This is a genomic window from Streptomyces sp. NPDC055140 (genome assembly GCF_053607285.1).
In genome coordinates, this window is sequence record NZ_JBSGTG010000001.1 from 327,539 (window position 1) to 349,229 (window position 21,691).

17 protein-coding genes are annotated in these 21,691 nt (G+C 70.0%); 10 read left to right on the forward strand and 7 right to left on the reverse strand.

The features are described from left to right. Window positions 1-219 precede the first annotated feature (219 nt). From ACWFR4_RS01575 to ybaK, 4 genes are all read left to right on the forward strand, one after another. Window positions 220-1,794: an oxidoreductase gene (locus ACWFR4_RS01575; protein WP_453650212.1), complete on the forward strand. Its 1,575-nt coding sequence runs from the start codon at window positions 220-222 to the stop codon at window positions 1,792-1,794. Window positions 1,795-1,936: 142 nt separating this feature from the next. Then, a complete protein-coding gene (locus tag ACWFR4_RS01580; protein WP_453467195.1) occupies window positions 1,937-2,932 on the forward strand; it encodes a hypothetical protein in 996 nt (331 codons plus the stop codon). 11 nt (window positions 2,933-2,943) lie between these two features. Further along, entirely contained in the window at window positions 2,944-3,726 is a 783-nt protein-coding gene (locus tag ACWFR4_RS01585; protein WP_453467183.1) for an LON peptidase substrate-binding domain-containing protein, read from the forward strand. A 36-nt stretch (window positions 3,727-3,762) separates the two neighbouring features. Next, window positions 3,763-4,263 carry a Cys-tRNA(Pro) deacylase gene (gene ybaK, locus ACWFR4_RS01590; protein ID WP_453467193.1) on the forward strand — a complete coding sequence of 167 codons (501 nt, stop codon included), beginning with the start codon at window positions 3,763-3,765 and terminating at the stop codon, window positions 4,261-4,263. Between the two features lie 147 nt (window positions 4,264-4,410). On the opposite strand, the gene ACWFR4_RS01595 is transcribed toward ybaK, so the two are convergent. The 4 genes from ACWFR4_RS01595 to ACWFR4_RS01610 form a co-directional block, all read right to left on the reverse strand. Continuing rightward, window positions 4,411-5,070 (reverse strand): AAA family ATPase, encoded by a 660-nt coding sequence (locus tag ACWFR4_RS01595; protein WP_453650214.1) that lies wholly within the window; start codon window positions 5,068-5,070, stop codon window positions 4,411-4,413. 34 nt (window positions 5,071-5,104) lie between these two features. Continuing rightward, window positions 5,105-5,938 carry an ABC transporter permease gene (locus ACWFR4_RS01600; protein ID WP_453467180.1) on the reverse strand — a complete coding sequence of 278 codons (834 nt, stop codon included), beginning with the start codon at window positions 5,936-5,938 and terminating at the stop codon, window positions 5,105-5,107. Window positions 5,939-5,989: 51 nt separating this feature from the next. After that, complete coding sequence (locus ACWFR4_RS01605) at window positions 5,990-7,012, reverse strand: ABC transporter ATP-binding protein (RefSeq protein WP_453650215.1); 1,023 nt, start codon at window positions 7,010-7,012, stop codon at window positions 5,990-5,992. Window positions 7,013-7,593: 581 nt separating this feature from the next. After that, window positions 7,594-8,901: an NYN domain-containing protein gene (locus tag ACWFR4_RS01610; protein ID WP_453467177.1), complete on the reverse strand. Its 1,308-nt coding sequence runs from the start codon at window positions 8,899-8,901 to the stop codon at window positions 7,594-7,596. A 306-nt stretch (window positions 8,902-9,207) separates the two neighbouring features. On the opposite strand from ACWFR4_RS01610, the gene ACWFR4_RS01615 reads away from it, so the two are divergent. Further along, a complete protein-coding gene (locus tag ACWFR4_RS01615) occupies window positions 9,208-9,387 on the forward strand; it encodes a hypothetical protein (protein WP_116502594.1) in 180 nt (59 codons plus the stop codon). A 115-nt stretch (window positions 9,388-9,502) separates the two neighbouring features. Here ACWFR4_RS01615 and dnaE read toward each other — a convergent pair whose 3' ends face one another. Further along, complete coding sequence (dnaE, locus tag ACWFR4_RS01620; protein ID WP_453650217.1) at window positions 9,503-13,042, reverse strand: DNA polymerase III subunit alpha; 3,540 nt, start codon at window positions 13,040-13,042, stop codon at window positions 9,503-9,505. A 225-nt stretch (window positions 13,043-13,267) separates the two neighbouring features. On the opposite strand from dnaE, the gene ACWFR4_RS01625 reads away from it, so the two are divergent. The 5 genes from ACWFR4_RS01625 to ACWFR4_RS01645 all read left to right on the forward strand — a co-directional run bounded on the left by ACWFR4_RS01625 (window position 13,268) and on the right by ACWFR4_RS01645 (window position 19,343). Beyond that, a complete protein-coding gene (locus ACWFR4_RS01625; protein ID WP_453467271.1) occupies window positions 13,268-14,593 on the forward strand; it encodes a DUF2252 domain-containing protein in 1,326 nt (441 codons plus the stop codon). Window positions 14,594-14,676: 83 nt separating this feature from the next. Next, window positions 14,677-15,366, forward strand: a complete 690-nt coding sequence (locus ACWFR4_RS01630; protein WP_453650219.1) for a hypothetical protein — start codon at window positions 14,677-14,679, stop codon at window positions 15,364-15,366. A 61-nt stretch (window positions 15,367-15,427) separates the two neighbouring features. Beyond that, window positions 15,428-16,246, forward strand: a complete 819-nt coding sequence (locus tag ACWFR4_RS01635; protein WP_453650221.1) for a thioredoxin domain-containing protein — start codon at window positions 15,428-15,430, stop codon at window positions 16,244-16,246. A 100-nt stretch (window positions 16,247-16,346) separates the two neighbouring features. Next, a complete protein-coding gene (locus ACWFR4_RS01640; RefSeq protein ID WP_453467288.1) occupies window positions 16,347-18,026 on the forward strand; it encodes an alkaline phosphatase D family protein in 1,680 nt (559 codons plus the stop codon). A 318-nt stretch (window positions 18,027-18,344) separates the two neighbouring features. Next, window positions 18,345-19,343, forward strand: a complete 999-nt coding sequence (locus ACWFR4_RS01645; RefSeq protein WP_453467277.1) for a zinc metalloprotease — start codon at window positions 18,345-18,347, stop codon at window positions 19,341-19,343. A gap of 16 nt (window positions 19,344-19,359) precedes the next feature. Here the strand turns inward: ACWFR4_RS01645 and ACWFR4_RS01650 are convergent, their stop codons facing one another. Then, window positions 19,360-19,929, reverse strand: coding sequence for a dienelactone hydrolase family protein (locus ACWFR4_RS01650; protein ID WP_453467279.1), 570 nt, complete (start codon window positions 19,927-19,929; stop codon window positions 19,360-19,362). Between the two features lie 52 nt (window positions 19,930-19,981). Then, window positions 19,982-21,568 (reverse strand): Na+/H+ antiporter, encoded by a 1,587-nt coding sequence (locus ACWFR4_RS01655; RefSeq protein ID WP_453467281.1) that lies wholly within the window; start codon window positions 21,566-21,568, stop codon window positions 19,982-19,984. Window positions 21,569-21,691 lie beyond the last annotated feature (123 nt).

A 21,691-nucleotide genomic window follows, 5' to 3' on the forward strand; every position in this document is an offset into this window, starting at 1 on the left:
CACGTGCTCAATTCTCGCAGACGCCACATGAGCGACCGACGTCCGTATCAATGGCTGATACGGATCACCGCGCGAGACCGGAGGAAGACCTTCACCAGTAGCGTTCAGGCCGTCACTCAGCGGGCATGAACAGTTGTACTAAACCCACGAGTAGCGGAGCCGTACCGGGACGTGCGGGCTCCGTGTGGATCCGGGGGTCTACGGGGAGGAAGACGAGTCGTGGTCGACGGTACCGGCATCGGTGACCCGCCGGACGGTCTCACGGGCGCCGAGATCGGCATGTGGCAGGCCTTCCGCAACGGCAGTGTCTACGACCTGAGCTCGGGCGACCCGGACGTGGACGACCCGCACGGCGGACAGGCCTGGGGGCCCGGACGCAGCGTGCGGGCGCGGATCGTGGCCTGGCTGCTGCTGGACGGGCCACCCGCGCTGTCCGGGCGTGTCGCGTCGCTCAAGCTCAAGGGCGTACAGATCATCGACGCGCTCGACGTCTCGGGCGGCGTCGTCGTGCCGTACGTCGAGCTGAAGCAGTGCCGTTTCGAGAAGGAGATCCTGGTTCCCGAGGCCCGGTTCACCACCCTGCGCCTGGTCGACTGCTCGATCCCCCGCCTTGAGGGCGCCCGCGTCCACACGGAGGGCGATCTGCATCTGCCGCGCTGCCGCTTCCACAGCGGTGTACGCCTCACCGATGCGCACATCGGCACGGACCTGCTGCTCAACCAGGCCGTCGTGTACCGCGACCGGCGCGGCAAGTCGATCATGGCGGACGGCATGTCCGTCGGACAGGACCTGCAGGCCGAGATGCTGGAGACGCACGGGGAGCTCAGCCTGCGCGGTGCCCAGATCGGCGTCTCGCTCAGCCTGCGCGGCAGCCGGCTCTCCAACGCGTACGGGAGCCGCGCGCTCAACGCGCCGCAGCTGACGGTCGAGCGCTCCCTCTACCTGACCCCCGCCGGTGTCGGCAATCCGCTCCAGACCAGCGGCACGACACCGGCCCGCGGCACCCGCGTGCAGCGCTTCGAGTGCCAGGGCGGGGTGCGGCTCGACGACGGCCGGTTCGGTGACGCCGTCGACCTCGACCAGGCACGCTTCCACCTGGAGAACGACCAGGAGGTGTCGCTGCGCCGCATCCAGACGCCCGAGCTGCGCTTCCTGTGCGAGCGGCCGCAGCGCGGGCGGATCGTCCTGTCCGGCGCGAAGGTCGTCAACCTCATCGACAGGGCGGCGAGCTGGCCGGGCCCCGGCGGTCTGCGGGTGGGCGGCTTCACGTACGAGAACCTCATCCCCTCCGGCCCGTTCCCGCTGTCGCGGCGCCTCGAGTGGCTGTCGGCCGCGACGCCGGAGTACAGCCCGGAGCCGTACGAGAAGCTCGCGACCGTGCTGCGCAACAGCGGTGAGGACGCCGACGCGCGGGAGGTGCTGCTCGCCAAGCAGCGCCGCCGCCGCGAGACGCTGCCGCCGGCCGCGAAGATCTGGGGGTACATCCAGGACTGGACGGTCGCCTACGGGTACCGGCCCGGACGGGCCGCGGTGTGGATGGCCGTCCTGTGGGCGGCGAGCACGCTGGCCTTCTCCCACGCGTCACATCCGGCCATCAAACCGGGTGAGGCACCGCACTGGAGTCCGGCCCTGTTCTCGCTCGATCTCATCCTGCCGGTCATCGACCTGGGCCAGGACGGCTACTGGCAGCTGCGGGGCGGCTGGCAGTGGGCCGCGACCGTGCTGATCCTGCTCGGCTGGATCCTCGCCACGACGGTCGCCGCGGGCGCCACCCGGCTGCTCCGCAGAAACTGACCGGGCACCCTCGCATTTTTTGCCGGACCGCGGGCAACCATGGGCGCATTTCAGCCGTCATCCCAGCGCAACCATCAACCGAGCGACGGGGAGCGGGGTCCACACCTTGGCACTGCTGCGCGCCCTCATCCGCACCGCGCGGATGGTCCGCCACACCTCGGGTCTCGCGGCCGGGCTGCCCGCCGACGACGACGTCCTCCTGGACGTCCCCGACGAACGCCTCGCGCCCGCGCTCGTCGCCGCGGGCCGGGGCGAGTACGAGGCGGCCGCCAAGCTGCTCGCCGCCACCCGCGAGGCCGGCGAGTGGGAGAACCGGGACCGCTACGTCACCCGGCTCGCCGCCTTCGCCAGATCCCGCGGCGAATGGTTCGACGACTGGCGCTTCGCGGCGCCCCACGACCCGGACGCCCTCCTCGTCAAGGCCGAGCTGGAGGTCGCGCGCGGCTGGGAGTCCCCCGCACGCGCCGAGCTGCTGCGCGAGGTGACGCCGCTGATCACCGCCGCCGCCGAGGGCGACCCCGGCGACCCGGTGCCCTGGCGGGTCGCCCTCGACCACGCGCGCGGCACGAACGCCTCGCACACCGTCTTCGAGAGGCTCTGGGCCCAGGCCGTACGGCGCTCCCCGCACCACTACGGCTGCCATGTGTCGGCGCTCCAGTACCTGTCGGCCGCCTGGTACGGCTCGCACCGCGAGTGCTTCGACTTCGCCGAGCGCGCGGCCCAGGACGCCCTGCCGGGATCCCTGGTGCAGGCGCTGCCGGTGCGGGCCGCGTTCGCGTACCTGACGAGCGAGCAGGGCCCGGGACCGGCCGCCAAGGTGCCCCGCGAGCGCCTGGACGAGGCCGCCGACCTGGCGATCGCCCTGTCCCGCGAGTACGCCGCCGACGACCCCTGGCCCGCCGAGGTCCGCAACCTTCTCACGTACGTCCTGGTCCGCCTGGAACGCTGGTCCGACGCCCTGGAACAACTGCGCCTGACCGGCCCGTACGCGACGTCGTTCCCCTGGGACCGGATCTCGGACGACCCGCTCGGGCAGTTCCTGGAACTGCGTGACGGCGTACGGATCGAGGTGGCCGCGGCCCGTCCGCTCGGCGGCCGCGGGACCGGTCGCGGATCCCTCACCTCCGGCTCCCATTAGGCTTGACCGTCGTGACCACCGTCCGGCTTCCGCTCTTTCCGCTCAACTCGGTGCTGTTCCCGGGACTCGTGCTCCCGCTGAACGTGTTCGAGGAGCGCTATCGCGCCATGATGCGCGACCTGCTGAAGACCTCCTCCGGGGGTTCCGAGGCCTCCGGCGACCCCGCCGACTCCGACGAGCCGCGCCGGTTCGCCGTCGTGGCGATCCGCGACGGCCACGAGGTCGCGCCCAGCGCCCCCGGCATGCCGGATCAGGCGGCGAAGACCGCCGCCGAGGCGGGCCCCGCGGCCGGCTTCGGCGACGACCCGATCAAGGCCCTGCACGGCGTGGGCTGCATCGCGGACGCCGCGACGATCCGGGAGCGCGCCGACGGCAGCTTCGAGGTGCTCGCCACCGGCACGACCCGCGTGAAGATCCACTCGGTCGACGCGTCGGGCGCCTATCTGACCGCCGAGGTGGAGGAGCTGCCCGAGGAGTCCGGCGACGAGGCGGGCGCCCTCGCCGAAGGGGTGCTGCGCGCCTTCCGCTCCTACCAGAAGCGGCTCGCGGGCGCCCGTGAGCGCTCCCTGGCGACGGGCGCCGAACTGCCGGACGACCCGTCCGTCGTGTCGTACCTGGTGGCCGCGGCGGCCGTTCTCGACGTGCCGACCAAGCAGCGCCTCCTCCAGGCCCCGGACACGGCGTCGCGCCTGCGCGACGAGCTGAAACTCCTTCGCGCCGAGACGGCGATCATCCGTAATCTGCCGTCCTTGCCGGCCGGCGACCTGACCCGGCAGGCGACCAGCCTCAACTGACGTGGCCGGTCCCGACTGACGTAAGGCATGAGGACGTTGGCGAAGAAGTCCAAGAAGCAGCAGTCCGGGGGAACGCCCGCGACCGTGGCGCTCACCGCCGCGGGTACGCCCTTCACGACACACGCGTACGAGCACGACCCGGCCCATCCCTCGTACGGGGACGAGGCGGCGGAGGCGATGGGCGTCTCCCCCGACCGGGTGTTCAAGACGCTCGTCGCCGACGTGGACGGCGAGCTGACCGTCGCCGTCGTGCCGGTGGCGGGCCAGCTCGACCTGAAGGCCCTGGCGACGGCCGTCGGCGGCAAGCGGGCAGCGATGGCCGATCCGGCGGCGGCGGAGCGCACCACGGGCTATGTGCGGGGCGGCATCTCCCCGCTGGGCCAGCGCAAGAAGCTGCGTACGGTCCTGGACGACTCGGCGCGGGGGCACGACACGATCTGCGTCTCGGCGGGCCGCCGCGGCCTGGAGGTGGAGCTGGCCCCCACGGACCTGGCGACGCTCACGTCAGCGGTGCTGGCCCCCATCGGCCGCACCTGACCCCGACCGGAATCGCCGCCACCTCTCGACGCACGACATGTCCTCGGCTAAGTACCGAGGACATGTCGAAGAGGACGCGCAAGCGGAAGTGGCGGATCAGGAAGCACAAGGCCAATCACGGGCGCAGGCCCGCCTGAGAGCCCGCCCTCAGGCCGCCGGAGGGGTGTCCTGCGGGTAGTGGGTGTCGAAGTACGGGTCGGGATCGCGGGGCCCGAACAAGCCGGTCAGGCCGAGGTGGACGATCATCGCGGCGAGCGGCCAGGCGAGGAGCGCGCCCTTCGCCTTGAGTTCGAGCGGCGCGTCGAACGTGACGCCCTTGCCGACCTCCTTGGCGTGGGCCGCCACGTCCTGCGTGGGGCCCAGCCAGATCCCGAACCGCCAGGCGAGGATCCCGCCGAGAAGTCCGCCGACGGCCAGGGCGACGACGAGCGGTACGCCGCCACGCTTGCGCCACAGGAACACGGCGACGGCACTGACGACGCCGAACGCGAGGCCCAGCAGCGTGAACGTTCCGTCGACGCCGACGGCCTGCTCGCCCTCGGTGTCCTTGAGGTAGACGGCCTGGGCGTCCGCGATGAGCGGCACCTGCGGCGCGAGCCACATCCACAGCGCGCCCAGGAGCAGCCCGCACACGGCCAGTGCGACCGTGACGACGGCGGCCTCCCGCAACTCGGTCCTCATCCCTGGCCCGTCCTCCTGGTGCTCGTGAGCGTGAGACGGCACAGCGCCCGCGGGCCCGGAGGCCTGCCAGGGGTCGTGCTGGGGTTGCTGGGGTTGCTGGGGTCGTGGCGTCAGCGGTGCGGTCACCCTGCCATCGTGCCAGGCCCTTGCGACACGCGCGTCACCGGACGGCTGCCCGGCGGTACGCCCAGGTGGCGAGGGCCAGCGAGGCGACGCCGACACCCGCGCAGACACCCAGATCGAGGAGCACGACGCCCCAGTCCGGATGCGCCCCGAAGGTGCGGGCGAAGGCCTCGACGCCGTACGTCGACGGCAGCAGATCGCGCGCGTACTGGATGATGTCCGGCATGCGGTCGGCCGGCAGGACGCCGAGCAGGAGCGCCGCGGACATGCCCAACTGACCGAGCAGCGTGGCCAGTTCGGGCCGCGGGGCGAGCAGCCCGAGCGCGGCGCCGAGCCCGGAGAGCGCGGCACCGGCGAGCGGGATGACGGCGGCGAGCACCCACAGGTGCGCGAGCGGAAGCTGGAACATGACACAGCCGACGACGGCGGTGACCACGGTCCCGGGCACGGTGAACGAGGCGTACGCGCCGGCGGCGCCCAGCACCACGGCGGCGGGCGGCACGGGCAGCGTCGCGTAGTGGTCGAGCCCGCCGGCGGCCCGCAACTGCCCGAAATACTGCGCGAGCAGATTGAGAGCAACGAACGCGACAACCAAAACACTCGCCCCGGCGACAACAGCCTGCGCCTCCCGGCCCCCCTCCACCACGCCCCGCATCAGAATCATGATGCCGACGGACTGGAAGGTGGCGACGAAGAGCAGCGGGATCCTGGCGACGCGCGCCCGCGAGAGCTGCGCGCGGTACACGGCAGCGAGGGACGGCAGCAGCCGGGCCCTCGGGGCGAGCTCGCCGACGGCGTCACCCTCGGCGCTCAGCCCGCTCGCGCCCGCCCGGGCGCCGCCCTGAAGGACCTCAGCGGGTACGACACTCACGGTGCGCGACTCCTGTCGTGACTGTTCCGTCGGGTACGGGGGCAGCCGTGTTCACGACTTCACCAGCCCCTTGGCCTCGCCGCCGAGCGCCAGGTACACATCTTCCAGGCTCGGCGTGGTCAGGGAGAAATCGTCCAGCGCGGAGAACGCGGGGCCGCCGGTGACAGCGGCGACGGCGGCCCGCGCCTCGTCCGGGCCGAGCCGCAGTGACCAGCGGCGCCCCGACTCGACGGCGGAGGCGCGCAGCGCGGCGACGGCGGGCACGTCCAAGGGCGCCCGCTCCCGCCACACGAGCTCGACGCGCACCTCGCCGGCGACCTTCTCCTTCAGCCCGGCCGGGGTGTCACAGGCGATCACGCGCCCGCGGTCGAGCACGGCGACGCGATCGAGCACGGTCTCGGCCTCGATGACGTTATGGGTGACCAGCACGACGGTGGCGCCGCTCTCGGCCCGCCGCCGGTCGACGGCGGCCCAGACGGCACGACGGGCGACGGGATCCATCCCCGTGGTCGGCTCATCGAGCACGAGCAGCGGCCGCTCCCCCACGAGAGCGGCAGCAAAGCAGGCAAGCCGCCGCTGCCCGCCGGAAAGCTTCTTCAGGGGCCGCGACGCAATCGCCCCGAGCCCCAGCTCCTCCACCACGGCGTCCCGCTCGGCCCGGGCCGAGCGCAGATCGAGCCCCCGCAGCCGCCCGGTGGTCTCGGCGGCGAGCGACACGGTCAACTCGTCCAGAGCGCTCGACTCCTGCCCCAGATACGCCAGAATCCGCGAGGCCCGCTCCGGATAGCGCACGATGTCGTGGCCAAGAATCCCGACGCTCCCGCTGTCGGGCCGCATCAGCCCGGTCAGCTGCCGTACGAGGGTGGACTTACCGGCGCCGTTGGGTCCGAGCAGCCCGAAGATCTCCCCGCGCCGGATCTCGAGGGACACCCCGTCGGTGGCCCGGATCGCAGCGTTCCCGGGCGCTCCGCGACGCCCGCGGGTGGCGGGATACGTACGCACGAGATCCCGCACGACGCACACCACATCCCCCCGTCGCCCTCTGGGGGCCGCCTGTGCCGTGCGCGTACTCACGAAGGACGAGACTACGGGGTCGCACCCTCCCGACGACGCCCGGGTAGGGACATGCCACCGAAAACGGGACGCGCCCCACCCCCACCCACGTACACGGATCGGCGGACCCGGCGGACACCGGCCCCCACGCAGCCGCGCCCGCGAACGTATGTCCGCCCAGAGCCAACACGCAGCCGCACCCGCGACCGAACGGAAGGGACCGGGCCGGCATTGACCACCCTGAGCCGGCACACAGCCGCACCCGCGACCGAACGGAAGGGACCGGGCCGGCATCGACCACCCGGAGCCGACACACAGCCGCACCCGCGACCGAACGGAAGGGGCCGGTCCGGTATGTCCGCCCGGAGCCGGCACACACGACTGACGCGCACGAAATCCGACGCCGAACCATCCAAGCGAGGACGGACATACCGGACCGGCCCCGCACCCACAACGGGCACGAGCCACAAGCCGAAAGCAAGCCCGCACCCGACAAGGGGCACCCGGCACCGGCACCGGCTCCCGCACCCGCACCCGCACCCGCACCCGCACCCGCACCCGCCAAGACCACCACCCCGAGGCAAGACCACTCCGCCCCCGTACTACTCCGCGGTCACCCTCTCCGCAGCGCTACGCACATCAACCTCCCGCCAGAACCCGGCCCGAATCGCATACCGATCGTGCTCGTCGATCTGATCGTCCTTGTGGGCGAGCAGCCCGAACCGCGCGGCATACCGCAGCAACTCCCCGTCGATACGATGCGGCACCCGCGGATACATGGTGGACAGCTTCTGCAGCTGAACCTGGTCCCCCAGCCGCTCCATCCACCGCCGGGCGAACACCTGCCCCACCTCGAAGGGGTCACCCCCGACGGTGGTGATGTCCTCCTCGCGGTCGGCCCACCGCTGCTCCGCGGTGGTCAGCTGGGCCAGCGTCGGCAGGGACGCCGCGTCCGCCGACTCCCCCACGACCCCGGGCCGATCCACCCACCCCTTGTCGGACGACCACCGCAAGGTGGCGTTGGCGGGGTGCTGCCCGGGGTGAACATGAGGATGCACCGTAAGCCCAGGAGCGGCGCCGGGCCCGCGCAGGGCGGCAAGGTCCTTGGGCGTAGGGACACCCTTCCCCGCACCACCCCGCTCGTCCTCGGCTCCCACACCGTCACCCTCGCGCGCGGCCACCCCGTGATCGACACCGTCACCGACCGGGGCACCCCCCTGCCCGGCGCCGCCGCCCGGCACATCGGAGAGATCCGCGGAGTGCCCCGCCGCGGAGGCAAGCGCCGACTCAGGCAGCGGCGCGGACAGAATCGCCGCGATCTCCGGCCGCGGAGCGGGCTGCGGCGCACAGATCCCGCCGACTTCCTTGGCCCGCACGGCCTTGGTGATCCAGGCCCGGTCGAGCACGCGCCGCTCATCCGCCTCGGCGACGAGGTCCTCGGACTGGTTGTAGTCGCCGTCGGCGGCCTGCACGGCCCACAGGTGCACGGCGACCCCGTGCTCTTTCGCGGCCATCATGCCGGGCAGCAGATCGCCGTCGCCGGTGACGAGCACGATGTCGGAGCAGGCGCGGTTACGGGCGAGTTCGGTCAGCTCGGCGTGCATCGCCGCGTCGACCCCCTTCTGCGCCCAGCGCCCGTCGCTACGGGTAAGCGCACCGAGTCGCACGGTCACGCGGGGCATCACGCGGAGCCGGCGGTGCTCGGGTTGAGGCACCCGGTCCGGCGCCCCGTCGAACCAGTAGATCCGCAGAAGTGGCCGCTCGGTGTCGGATTCGGCGCGCTCACGCAGCCCTTGGATGAGGGCGACATGATCGACGGCGATCCGGGACCGGGACGGCTCCCCCGCGAGGAGACTCGCGGCGGCCCCGAGCAGGTAACCGGCGTCCACCAGGACGATGCAACGGTCCACGCGATCCACCCTCTTTCGCTGAATTACCGGCGTCCGGAGGTCCCACGGTGTCGACGATCGCGGGTTCGCCTCGGGTTTCCTTCGAGTCTGCCCGACCACACGGGGGTTAACGGCCCGAACTCGATCTTCGGCGTGGCGGATCGGACGAATTCCCGAAACGGCCCGCTCACAGAACTCCCGTCGCGCTCCGAACAACGCCCTGACAGCGCTTATTACGCACGGTAATTCTCTGAAATGCGTGCCTCGTCAGCATATGTGAATCTGAATCCGGCCCTGGCCCCTAGACCCCCGCAGGAGGCAGTCACCATGGCCAAGAACAAGAACCGCAAGCAGGGCGACCAGCGCAGCCGCGCCTCCGCCTCCGAGCAGGCTTCCGAGCAGGCCAAGTCGGCCGGTATGGAAGCACAGTCGGAGATGCAGTCGCAGGCTCAGGGCACGCCCGCGGATGTTGCCCGTAAGCACCAGCGCCGCTTCGGCCACAACTGACGCCTTCCGTAAGGCAGGTGGCCCTTTGGGCACACAGTGAGGGGCGCTCCCGGAGGAATCCGGGAGCGCCCCTCACTCATGTAATGACCAAAGCCTCAGGGCCTCTCAGGCCGCGTCAGCCCGCCAGGCAGGACGGCCCGAGCAGCACCTTCAGGTCGCCGAAGAGCGCGGGGTCGGGCTGCACACGGTGCCGGTCGAGCCGCAGCACCGTTGTCTTACGGGCCCCTTGGAGCTTGATCCTCACCTCGCTGTTGCCCTTGTGGTGGCTGAGGATCTCGCCGAGCCTGCTGACCATCGGCGGGGTCACCTTCACCGTGGGGATGGTGATCGTCACGGGCGCGTTGGTCCCGGCGTTCGACAGGTCGGGGACCATGAGTTCCATCGCGACGAGGCGCGGCACGTCCTCGCGCTTGTCGAGGCGGCCCTTGACGAACACGACGGCGTCCTCGACGAGTTGGGTCGACACCAGCTGATACGTCGCCGGGAAGAACATGCACTCGATGGAGCCGGCCAGGTCCTCGACGGTCGCGATGGCCCAGGCGTTGCCCTGCTTGGTCATCTTGCGCTGGAGGCCCGAGATGATGCCGCCGATGGTGACGATCGAGCCGTCCGAGAAGTCGCCGCCGGTGAGCTGCCCGATGCCGGCGTCGGCCTTGTCGGACAGCACGTGTTCGAGGCCGAACAGCGGGTGGTCGGAGACGTAGAGACCGAGCATCTCGCGCTCCTGGGCGAGGAGATATGTCTTCTCCCACTCGTCCTCGGAGAATTCGACGTCGAGCCCGAATCCCGGCTCGCTGCTGTCCTCCTCGCCCATGCCGCCGAAGAGGTCGAACTGGCCCTCGGCCTCCTTGCGCTTGACCTGCACGACGTTGTCGATCATCGGCTCGTACTGTGCGGTGAGGCCCTTGCGGGTGTGCCCCATCGTGTCGAACGCGCCTGCCTTGATCAGCGATTCCGTGGTGCGCTTGTTGCAGGCGGCGGCCTCGACCTTGTCGAGGTAGTCGGGGAAGGAGGCGTACTTCCCCTTCGCCTTGCGGCTGCGGATGATCGACTCGACCACGTTCGTACCGACGTTACGGACGGCGGAGAGGCCGAAGAGGATCACGTCGTCGCCCTGGGCGGCGAAGTTGTGTTCCGACTCGTTCACATTCGGCGGGAGGACCTTGATGCCCATGCGGCGGCATTCGTTCAGATAGACCGCGGACTTGTCCTTGTCGTCCTTCACCGACGTGAGCAGAGCGGCCATGTACTCGGCCGGGTAGTTCGCCTTGAGGTAGGCGGTCCAATAGGTGACGAGGCCGTACGCGGAGGAGTGCGCCTTGTTGAACGCGTATCCGGCGAAGGGCACCAGGACGTCCCACAGCGCCTGGATCGCCGCGTCGGAGAAGCCCTTCTTCTTGGCGCCGCCCTGGAAGAGGACGAAGTTCTTCTCCAGCTCCTCGGGCTTCTTCTTTCCCATCACTCGGCGCAGGATGTCGGCCTCGCCGAGCGAGTACCCGGCGATGATCTGGGCGGCCTTCTGCACCTGCTCCTGGTACACGATGAGGCCGTAGGTGAGACCCAGGGTCTCCTTCAGCGGCTCTTCGAGCTCCGGGTGGATCGGGGTGATCTCCTGGCGCCCGTTCTTGCGCTCCGCGTAGTTCGTGTGCGAGTTCATTCCCATCGGGCCCGGCCGGTACAGGGCCGAGACGGCGGAAATGTCCTCGAAGTTGTCGGGCTGCATCTGGCGGAGCAGCGAGCGCATCGGGCCGCCGTCGAACTGGAACACACCGAGCGTGTCACCGCGGCACAGCATCTCGTACGTCTTGGGGTCGTCCAGGGGCAGCGCGAGCATCTCCAGCTCGACGCCCTTGTTGGCCTTCACCATCTTGACGGCGTCGTCCATGATCGTGAGGTTGCGCAGGCCAAGGAAGTCCATCTTCAGCAGGCCGAGCGACTCGCACTGCGGGTAGTCCCACTGCGTGATGGTCACGCCGTCCGTGTGCCGGACCCAGATCGGGGCGTGGTCGACGATGGGCTCGCTGGACATGATGACGCCGGCGGCGTGCACGCCCATCTGCCGGACCAGGCCCTCGACGCCCTTGGCGGTGTCGATGACCTTCTTGACGTCCGGCTCGTTCTCGTACATCCCCCGGATCTCGCCCGCCTCGCTGTAGCGCGGGTGGGCGGGGTCGGTGATGCCCGACAGGTCGATGCCCTTGCCGAGGACGTCGGCGGGCATCGCCTTGGTGAGGCGGTCGCCCATCGCGTACGGGTAGCCGAGCACGCGCGCGGAGTCCTTGATCGCGTTCTTGGCCTTGATCTTTCCGTAGGTACCGATCATGGCGACCTTGTCGGCGCCGTACTTCTCGGTCACATACCGGATCACCTCGACGCGCCGACGCTCGTCGAAGTCGATGTCGACATCGGGCATGGAGACGCGCTCGGGGTTCAGGAACCGCTCGAAGATCAGGCCGTGCGTGATCGGGTCGAGGTCGGTGATGCCCATGGCGTAGGCGACGATCGAACCGGCCGCGGAGCCTCGGCCGGGGCCGACCGCGATGCCGTTGTTCTTGGCCCACATGATGAAGTCGGCGACGACCAGGAAGTACCCCGGGAACCCCATCTGGATGATGATGTCCATCTCGTACTCGGCCTGCTTCTGCCGGTCCTCGGGGACGCCGCCCGGGTAGCGGCGGTCCATGCCGACCCGGACCTCTTCCTGGAACCAGGTGACCTCGGTGAAGCCCTCCGGGATGTCGAACTTCGGCATGAGGTCACGCTTCTCGAACATGCCGGTGGTGTCGATCTGCTCGGCCACCAGGAGCGTGTTGGCGCAGCCCTCCTGCCAGGCGTCCGAGGAGTCGATGGCGTACATCTCGTCGGTCGTCTTGAGGTAGTAGCCCGTGCCGTCGAAGCGGAAGCGGTCCGGGTCCGAGAGGTTCTTGCCGGTCTGGATGCAGAGCAGGGCGTCGTGCGCGGTCGCCTCGTGGGCGTACGTGTAGTGCGAGTCGTTCGTCACCAGGGGCGGGATGCCGAGCTTCTTGCCGATCTCGAGGAGTCCGTCGCGGACGCGGCGCTCGATCTCGATGCCGTGGTCCATCAGCTCCAGGAAGTACCGGTCCTTGCCGAAGATGTCCTGGTACTCGGCGGCCGACTTCAGGGCCTCGTCGAACTGGCCGAGGCGAAGGCGCGTCTGCAGCTCGCCGGACGGGCAGCCGGTCGAGGCGATGAGCCCCTCCGACCACTGGGAGATCGTCTCCTTGTCCATGCGCGGCCACTTCTGCAGCCAGCCCTCCGCGTACGCGTCCGAGGACAGCTTGAACAGATTGTGCAGGCCCGTGCTGTTCGCCGCCCAGATCGTCTTGTGGGTGTAACCACCCGAACCGGACACGTCGTCCCGCTTCTGGTGCGGCTGGCCCCACTTGACCTTGCGCTTGTTGCGCCGGGACTCGGGGGCGACGTACGCCTCGATCCCGATGATCGGGACGACCCCGGCCTTCTTCGCCGAATGAAAGAAGTCGTACGCCCCGTGGAGGTTGCCGTGGTCGGACATGGCGATGTGCGTCATGCCCATTTCATTGCAGGCGTTGAACATGTCCTTGAGCCGCGCGGCACCGTCCAGCAGCGAGTACTGGGTGTGGACGTGCAGGTGCGTGAACGGCGGCTTTGACACGGCTTCGGCCTCCAACGGAAAACGGAAAGATACGGACCGGCGACGGGCTGCGGGCAGTCGGACGGACAGCTTGAAAGTCTACGGGTGGGCGCTGACAACCTGCGGGCACTCGGGGGTACGGTCGGGCGTTGGACAGAGCAGGACAGCTGTCCCCCATGGCACGATCCACGGTCACCATCCCCCGTCACCCCCGACGGCACAGCCCGCACCAGGAGGCACCCCGCGATGTCGGTCCCGCAGCCCACCGCTGAGCAGCGCGGCGAGCAGATCCTCACCGTCTTCGACACCGCGTTCGGCGAGCTCCTGGCCGCCGACCCGGCGGCGTTCCGGGTCAAGTTCCGGAAGATGGCCTCGTCCGCATTCGCGTTCTACCGCGGCACGGCGTGCCTGTTCTACGCGGACCTGGAGCGCGAGCGGCACGGCGGCCCGTACCTGGACGACCGCACGGGCCGGGTGTGGATCCACGGCGATCTGCACGCTGAGAACTTCGGCACGTACATGGACTCCACGGGCCGCCTGATCTTCAATGTGAACGACTTCGACGAGGCGTACGTCGGCCCCTTCACCTGGGATCTCAAGCGCTTCGCCGCCTCCGTGGCCCTGATCGGCTACTCGAAGGCACTCGGTGACGAGCAGATCACCGAGCTGGTGCAGACGTACGCGGGCGCGTACCGCGAGCGGATCCACGCGCTGGCGACGGGCGCGAAGAGCGACGAGGTGCCGCCCTTCACGCTGGACACCGCCGACGGTCCGCTCCTGGACGCGCTGCGCGACGCCCGCTCCCTGACGCGCTTCGGGCTGCTCGACTCGATGACGGAGATCCGTGACTTCGAGCGCCGCTTCGCGCCCGGCGGCGGCTCCATCGAGCTCGACGCGGCCACGCGCTACAAGGTCCTCGCGGCCTTCGACGGGTACCTGGAGACGCTTCCCGAGTCGTCCCTGGCCCGTCCCGACTCGTACCGCGTGAAGGACGTCGTGGGGCGGCGCGGCATCGGCATCGGCTCCGCGGGCCTGCCCTCGTACAACATCCTCCTGGAGGGCAACAGCGACGCCCTGGAGAACGATGTCGTGATCTATCTCAAGCAGGCGCAGACGCCGGCCGTGTCGCGGCACATCACCGACGCGTCGATCCGCGACTACTTCCAGCACGAGGGCCACCGCACGGTGATCTCGCAGCGCGCGCTCCAGGCGCACGCTGACCCGTGGCTGGGCTGGACCGAGCTGGACGGCTCGGGGCAGCTGGTCGCCGAGGTCTCGCCGTACGCGGTGGACCTCGACTGGTCGGACATCGACGACCTGGAGGAGATCGCCGCGGTCGTCGCCGACCTCGGCCGGGCCACGGCGACGATGCACGCGGCGGCCGACGACCTGTCCGGGCAGTCCCTGGTGCCGTTCTCCACGGAGCGGGCCATCGACGCGGCCATCGCGGCGGACGAGGACGGTTTCGCGGGTCTGCTGGTCGACTTCGCGCACGACTACGGGGCACGCGCGCGTGCGGACCACCAGATCTTCGTGGACCTCTTCCGCAACGGCCGGATCCCGGGCCTGTAGGCCACAGAGGCCGACAACACTCCCGTAACGCACAGCGACCCTTTAGGGGTCCCTTACAGGAACGCATGGCACACTCCTCCGCGATGGACGACATATCCGGGACCCAGCTCAGAGCCGTGCGCGCGGCGCTCTTCACGGCGCTCGTCGTGACGCTCTCCGCCGCGTCGCACGTCCTGCTGTCCCGGGCCCCCCTTCCGGTGGTGACGGTGGCGGCCACGGCCTTCGCCGTCTTCGTCCTCGCGTACGCGCTGGCGGGGCGTGAGCGGAGCTTCGGCCGGATCGCGGCCCTGCTCGTGCCGCTGGAGCTGGCCGCCGACACGGTGTTCACCACGGGCCAGCACGTCTGTTACGGCGCGGCGGGCGGGCCCGTCGCCGGGCCGCTGCGCGCAGTCGGCCTGGACGTCCTGTGCGGCGGCAGCGTCGGTACGCCGCTGGCCCGCATGACCGGCGGCCACACGGACGAGGCGACCGCGCTCCTCGCGCACACCGACCCGGCCGCCGCCTGGCTGCTCCTCGGCGCGCATGTCGCCGTGGGCCTCCTCGCCGCCGCCTGGCTGCGCCGCGGCGAGCAGGCGCTGGCCCAGCTGCTGCGCGCGGTCGCCGGGTTCACCTTCCGGCCGCTGCTGATCGCCTTCGCCGCGGTACGGGCCCACCTGGAGCCCGTACGCCGCCTGCCGCGGCGCCCCTCGCGCCGGATGCGGGCCGCGCGTACGCAGCTGTGGGCGCACTCCGTGGGACGGCGCGGACCGCCGTGCGTGGCCCTGGCCGCCTGAGGCCCGGGCCCGGCACAGCAGTCCCCCCGAAGACTTCGCAGAACCCACACGGAGAACGATCATGAGCCAGAGGAACAGCCAGGCCGCGAAGACGGCCGCCCGCGAGCGGCTTCGCGTCGAGCGCGAGCGGCAGGCCAAGAAGGAGAAGGCGAAGCGCCAGGCGATTGTCGCCGGCGGGATCGTCGCGGTCCTCGCGATAGCCGGCGGCATCGGCTTCGGCGTCATGCAGATGAACAAGCCCACCTACTGGGAAGCGGCGAAGGACGACGCCCTGGTCGCGCCCAAGAACACCACGGGCAAGAACAACACGACGGTGACCCTCGGCGAGGACTCCGCCAAGAAGACGATCATCGCCTACGAGGACTCGCGCTGCCCGGTCTGCGCCGCCTTCGAGCAGACGGTCGGCACGACGGTGAAGAAGGACCTCGACGACGGCAAGTACAAGATCCAGTACGTCGGCGCCACCTTCCTCGACAAGAACCTCCAGGGCGAAGGCTCCAAGAACGCGCTCAGCGCGCTCGGCTCCGCCCTGAACGTCTCCAAGGACGCCTTCTGGGACTACAAGGAGGCGCTGTACTCCAAGAAGTGGCACCCGGAGGAGACCACGGACAAGTTCAAGGACGACGCGTACCTCATCAAGGTCGCGAACACCGTCCCGGAACTGAAGAACAACTCGGCCTTCCAGAAGGACGTCAAGGACGGCACCTTCGACAAGTGGGCCCTGGAGATGTCGAAGAACTTCGACAACAACAAGTACGGGGTCGAGGGCACCCCGTCGTTCGTGATGGACGGCAAGCAGCTCACCGGCCCCGACGGCAAGACGGCGCCCAGCACCGTCGCCGACTACAACACCGCGGTCGACAAGGCCCTCAAGGGCTGACGCCGACGCGCTGACGAAGTGTGGGCGAACTCTTCGGAGTTCGCCCACTTTTCGCTTTTACTGGTCAGTAATGTGATCACCTGTGACCAGTCGACTCAACATAGACAGCCCTCTCGGCACCGCTGCCGGTACGGCCAACGCCCTTGCCCCGCGCCGCCGTTCGGTCGTGAAGGCAGCCGCCGCCACGGCCGGCGCCGCCGCCCTCGCCCCGCTCGCCACCGCGCCCGCCGCACACGCGGCCGACGGGCCCGCCTTCCTGCACGGAGTCGCGTCGGGCGACCCGCTGCCCGACGGAATCCTCCTGTGGACGCGCGTGACGCCCGCCCCCGACGCCGTGCCCGGCTCCGGAAAGGGCCCCGACACGGACGTCCGCTGGGAGGTCGCCCAGGACAAGGACTTCCGCAAGGTCGTGGCCCACGGCACCACCACGGCGCGGGCGTCCGCCGACCACACCGTCAAGGCCGATGTAAGGGGCCTGCTCCCGGCGAGCGTCTATTACTTCCGCTTCTCCGTAGAGGGCGACCAGGGCGCCGTCTCCCCTGTGGGCCGTACGCGCACGGCACCCGCGCTCGACGCGCAGGCCGCCGGCGTCCGGTTCGGCGTGGTCTCGTGCGCCAACTGGGAGGCCGGCTACTTCTCCGCGTACCGCCATCTCGCCGCCCGCACCGACCTGGACGCGGTGCTCCATCTCGGCGACTACATCTACGAGTACAAGACCGGCGAGTACCCCGAGGCCAAGTACGTCGTACGGCAGCACGAGCCGCGCCACGAGATCCTCACGCTCGCCGACTACCGCGTGCGCCACGGCCTGCACAAGACCGACGCCGACGTGATGGCCGTGCACGCCGCGCACCCGCTGATCGCCATCTGGGACGACCACGAATTCGCCAACGACGCCTGGTCGGGCGGCGCCGAGAACCACACGCCGGGCACCGAGGGCGACTGGGCGGCGCGTCAGCAGGCCGCCAAGCAGGCCTACTTCGAGTGGATGCCGGTGCGCCCGTCCACCGCGGGCACGGTCTACCGCCGCCTGCGCTTCGGCAAGCTGGCCGATCTGCACCTGCTCGACCTGCGCTCGTTCCGCTCCCAGCAGTCGACCGTCGGCAACGGCGACGTGGACTCCCCCGAGCGCTCGATCACCGGCCGCGCCCAGCTCGACTGGCTGAAGGCGGGCCTGGCCGCGTCCGACGCCTCGTGGAAGCTCGTCGGCACCTCGGTAATGATCTCGCCGGTCGCCTTCGGCTCGCTGCCGGCCCATCTGCTGGAGCCGCTCGCCGAGTTGCTCGGCCTGCCGACCGGCGGCCTGGCGATCAACGTCGACCAGTGGGACGGCTACACGCACGACCGCAAGGAACTGATCGGCCACCTGCGGGACAAGGCGATCCGCAACACGGTCTTCCTCACCGGCGACATCCACATGGCCTGGGCGAACGACGTACCGGTGACGGCCGGAACCTATCCGCTCTCCCCGTCCGCGGCCACGGAGTTCGTCGTCACGTCGGTGACCTCCGACAACCTCGACGACATCCTGCACGTGGCTCCGAACACCATCTCGACGGTGGCGGAGGGCGCCGTCAAGGCGGCCAACCGCCATGTGAAGTGGCTGGACATGGACGCGCACGGGTACGGCGTCCTCGACGTCACCGCCGAGCGCTCGCAGATGGACTACTACGTCGTCTCCGACCGCAAGGATCCGGCCGCGACGACCTCCTGGGCCCGCTCCTACCGCACGCTCAGCGGCACGCAGAAGGTCGAGCGGGTGAACACACCGGTGCGCTGACCCGGACCCCGAGTGACTGACGAGGGGCCAATTCCAGCCACTCGTCGGCGCGTTAAGAACAGATCACAGCACTACGGCGGGTGGTGCTGTCCGCGGATCGAATGCGGACACACCGCCCGTCGCGGTAACCGCTCCCGTTACGTACGGATCTCAAACTCCGGACGCCGCACGAAAATTTCTTCCCGTTGACCCGAATTGCCGGAGGAAGAGCGGTAATTGATTGGGCCAGAACATCGCTCTTCAAGGGCTGACATGGCCACGTAATCTCCCCGCGGCGGCGAGGAAGTTCCTCTCCCCACCCGTCCGCGAGGAGTCCGCATGACCACGCTTGCCCGAATATCTCCGCTGATGCGCCGCCGGCTGATCGGCACCGCGCTGGTGGCCGGAACCCTGGCCATCGCCCCGCTGTCCGCCCCGTCGGGCAGCGCCGCGACCGCCAAGGCGTCGGCCTCCGCGCAGAAGTGCGCCGACAGCGGCAACGCCGTGGCACGCGAGAAGAAGCCCACCGGCGCCGACCACGCGCAGGAGCCGAACGAGGTCAGCGCGGCCAAGGCCAAGTCCATGGACGCGGACATGCAGCGCAGACTCGACAAGATGCGCGCCGACGGAACGCTCTCCAGAGGCCTCGCCGCCGCGTCGACCACGATCCCGGTCTACGTCCACGTCATCCACGACGGCGCGACCGGCAATCTCACGTCGACCGACATCACCAAGCAGATCGACGTCCTGAACGCGGCCTACAGCGGCCAGGGCACCGGCAACAACGACTCGGGCTTCACGTTCACGCTGGCCGGCACCGACTACACGGACAACGCCGCCTGGTACAACGGCATCACACCGGGCTCCGCCGCCGAGAAGTCCATGAAGTCCTCGCTCCGCAAGGGCGGCGCGGGCGCGCTGAACTTCTACACGGCCAACCTCGGCCAGGACCTGCTCGGCTGGGCGACGTTCCCGTCCTCGTACAAGTCGAACCCGTCCGACGACGGCGTGGTCGTCCTGGACACCTCGCTGCCGGGCGGCTCGGCCACCAACTACAACCAGGGCGACACGGGCACCCACGAGATCGGCCACTGGATGGGGCTGTACCACACGTTCCAGGGCGGCTGTAACGGCAACGGTGACTACGTCTCCGACACCCCGGCCGAGAAGAGCGCCGCGTTCGAGTGCCCGACCGGGCGCGACACCTGCACCAACAAGACGGGTGTCGACCCGATCCACAACTTCATGGACTACACGTACGACTCCTGCATGTACCAGTTCACCGCGGGCCAGGTGCAGCGGATGAAGGACAGCTGGACGGCGTACCGCGCGGGCTAGCGGACCGCGGCACGGCCTAGAGCGAATCGAGGAAGCCGAGCGCCACCCGCCAGGTGGCCTCGGCCGCCTCCGCGTCGTAGTCCGGCAGTTCGGGGTCGCTGTAGAGGTGGCCGGCGCCCGGGTAGCGGTAGACCTCCACGTCGGCGCCGGTCCGGCCCATCTGGAGATACCAGGCGCTCAGCCAGTCGTCGGTCTCGAACGGGTCGGGCTCGGCGACGTGCAGCTGGACGGGCAGTTCGTCCACGGAGGCGTTCTCGGCGATGTCCGAGGTGCCGTGCAGGAGCAGCAGGCCGCGCGCCTTGTCGTCGCCGAGGGCCAAGGTCTGCGCGATCGAGGCGCCGAGGGAGAAACCGGCGTAGACGAGCCCGCGCTCGGAGTAAGGGGCGGCGGCGAGGATGGCGCGCTTGAGCAGCTCGTCCTTGCCGATCTCCTCGTTGAAGGCCATGCCGTCCTCGACGGTGTCGAAGGTGCGGCCCTCGAAGAGGTCCGGGGTCCACACCTCGTGTCCGGCGGCCCGCAGCCGGTCGGCCGCGTCACGGACGGCGGGACGCAGGCCGTAAGTCGAGTGGAAAAGCATGATGTTCATGTGGCCCATGGTGCCATCCGAGGGCGCCCGTGCCCGTCAGCGGCCGCGCTCCTCAGCGCAGGCTGCGCACGTCGAGGTGGCGCAGTACGCGGTCCACGATCTCGGGGTCGGCGCCCGGCTCGCTGCGCGCCGCGAGCACCTCGTGGCGGGCGGCGGAGAGCATCTCGTTCTGGATGCGGCGCACGCGCTTGATTCTTGAGACGCGCTTGGCGTGCGCCTCCTTGCGTTCCTCGCTGCCCAGTTCGGGGTCGATGCGCAGTCCGATGTCGTAGGCCCTGCGCGCCATCTGGTCGGAGAGGTCGTCGGGCAGCTCCTCGACCTCCTCGATCTCCTTCAGCCGCCGCTTGGCGGCCCTGGCCGCGCGGAGCGCGAGCTGCTGCTCGAACTCCTTCTCGGCCTCGGCGTCCGCCTTGACCCCCAGCTTCTTCACCAGCCAGGGCAGGCTCAGCCCCTGGAGCACGAGGGTGCCCATGATGACGCCGAACGCGATGAAGACGATCTCGTCGCGGTCGGGGAACGGTGAGTTGTCGTCCATGGTGAACGGGATGGCGAGGGCCAGGGCGACGGAGGCGACCCCGCGCATTCCCGCCCACCACATGATCACGGTCTCGCGCCAGGAGATCGGGATGTCCTCGTCGACGTCCCGCCGCACATGCAGACGCCGCGTCAGCCAGGTCGCCGGAAGCAGCCACAGCAGACGTACGAAAATGACGACCGCCACGACGGTGCCGGCCCAGCCGAGCATCTCGCCCCAGCGGCCTGCCGCGGTCCTGATCGCGTTGTGCAGTTCGAGTCCGATGAGGCCGAAGGCGACGCCGGTGACGAGTGTGTCGACGATGTCCCAGAAGGCGCGGCCGGTCAGCCGGGTCATGACGTCGTCCGCGTCGAAGGCGTACTCGGCGAGGAACAGCGCCGTGACGAGTACGGCGAGCACACCGGAGCCGTGCAGCTCCTCGGCCAGCACGTACGAGGCGAACGGCATCAGGAGCGTCAGGCCGATCTGGAGCGTGGAGTCGTCGAGGTAGTCCATCAGCTTGTTGGCGGTCCAGCCGATCACGAGCCCGACGACGAGCGCGACGACGGCGGACAGGAGGAGCGAGACGACGGCCTCCGGCCAGGAGAAGCTGCCGCTCACCACCGCGGCGATGGCCACGTGGTAGAGCACGATCGCGGTCACGTCGTTGAACAGGCCCTCGCCCTCCAGGGTCGACACCAGGCGGCGGGGCAGGCCGAGTTGGCCGGCCACGGCGGTCGCGGCGACGGGGTCGGGGGGCGCGACGAGGGCGCCGAGCGCGACGGCCGCGGCGATCGGCAGGCCCGGCACGATGGCGCTGGCGACGAACGCGACGGCCGCCGTGGTGACGAAGACCAGGGCCACGGCGAGCAGGAAGATCGGTCTCTTGTTCGCCGCGAACTGACGCCATGACGTGCGCTTCACGGCCGCGTAGAGCAGGGGCGGCAGGAGGATCGGGAGGATCAGTTCGGGCGGAACCTCGACGTTCGGCACGAACGGGAGGAGGGCCAGGCCGATGCCGAGCAGCGTCATCAGCACCGGCGCGGGCAGCCCGAGCCGGTCTCCGAGTGGCACGCTCAGCACGGCCCCGAGCAAGAGCACGAACAGCAGGGCCAACTGATCCACGGTGCGCACCCCGGCGAGTAACGGCGGTCAAGCCATCGGACGATCAAGTCCCCAGCGTGCCACGCACATCGCTCTGTGGTGATTTGTGGCGCGAGTCGGCGCCGTGGAGACGCTGCTCCGCCC

What these genes read in the sequence shown, in the direction of transcription:
- ACWFR4_RS01580 (WP_453467195.1), top strand. Translation starts at nt 1,937, where the DNA reads ATGGTCCGCCACACCTCGGGTCTCGCGGCCGGGCTGCCCGCCGACGAC.
- ACWFR4_RS01615 (WP_116502594.1), top strand. Translation starts at nt 9,208, where the DNA reads ATGGCCAAGAACAAGAACCGCAAGCAGGGCGACCAGCGCAGCCGCGCC.
- ACWFR4_RS01625 (WP_453467271.1), top strand. Translation starts at nt 13,268, where the DNA reads ATGTCGGTCCCGCAGCCCACCGCTGAGCAGCGCGGCGAGCAGATCCTC.
- ACWFR4_RS01630 (WP_453650219.1), top strand. Translation starts at nt 14,677, where the DNA reads ATGGACGACATATCCGGGACCCAGCTCAGAGCCGTGCGCGCGGCGCTC.
- ACWFR4_RS01635 (WP_453650221.1), top strand. Translation starts at nt 15,428, where the DNA reads ATGAGCCAGAGGAACAGCCAGGCCGCGAAGACGGCCGCCCGCGAGCGG.
- ACWFR4_RS01645 (WP_453467277.1), top strand. Translation starts at nt 18,345, where the DNA reads ATGACCACGCTTGCCCGAATATCTCCGCTGATGCGCCGCCGGCTGATC.
- ACWFR4_RS01650 (WP_453467279.1), bottom strand. Translation starts at nt 19,929, where the DNA reads ATGAACATCATGCTTTTCCACTCGACTTACGGCCTGCGTCCCGCCGTC.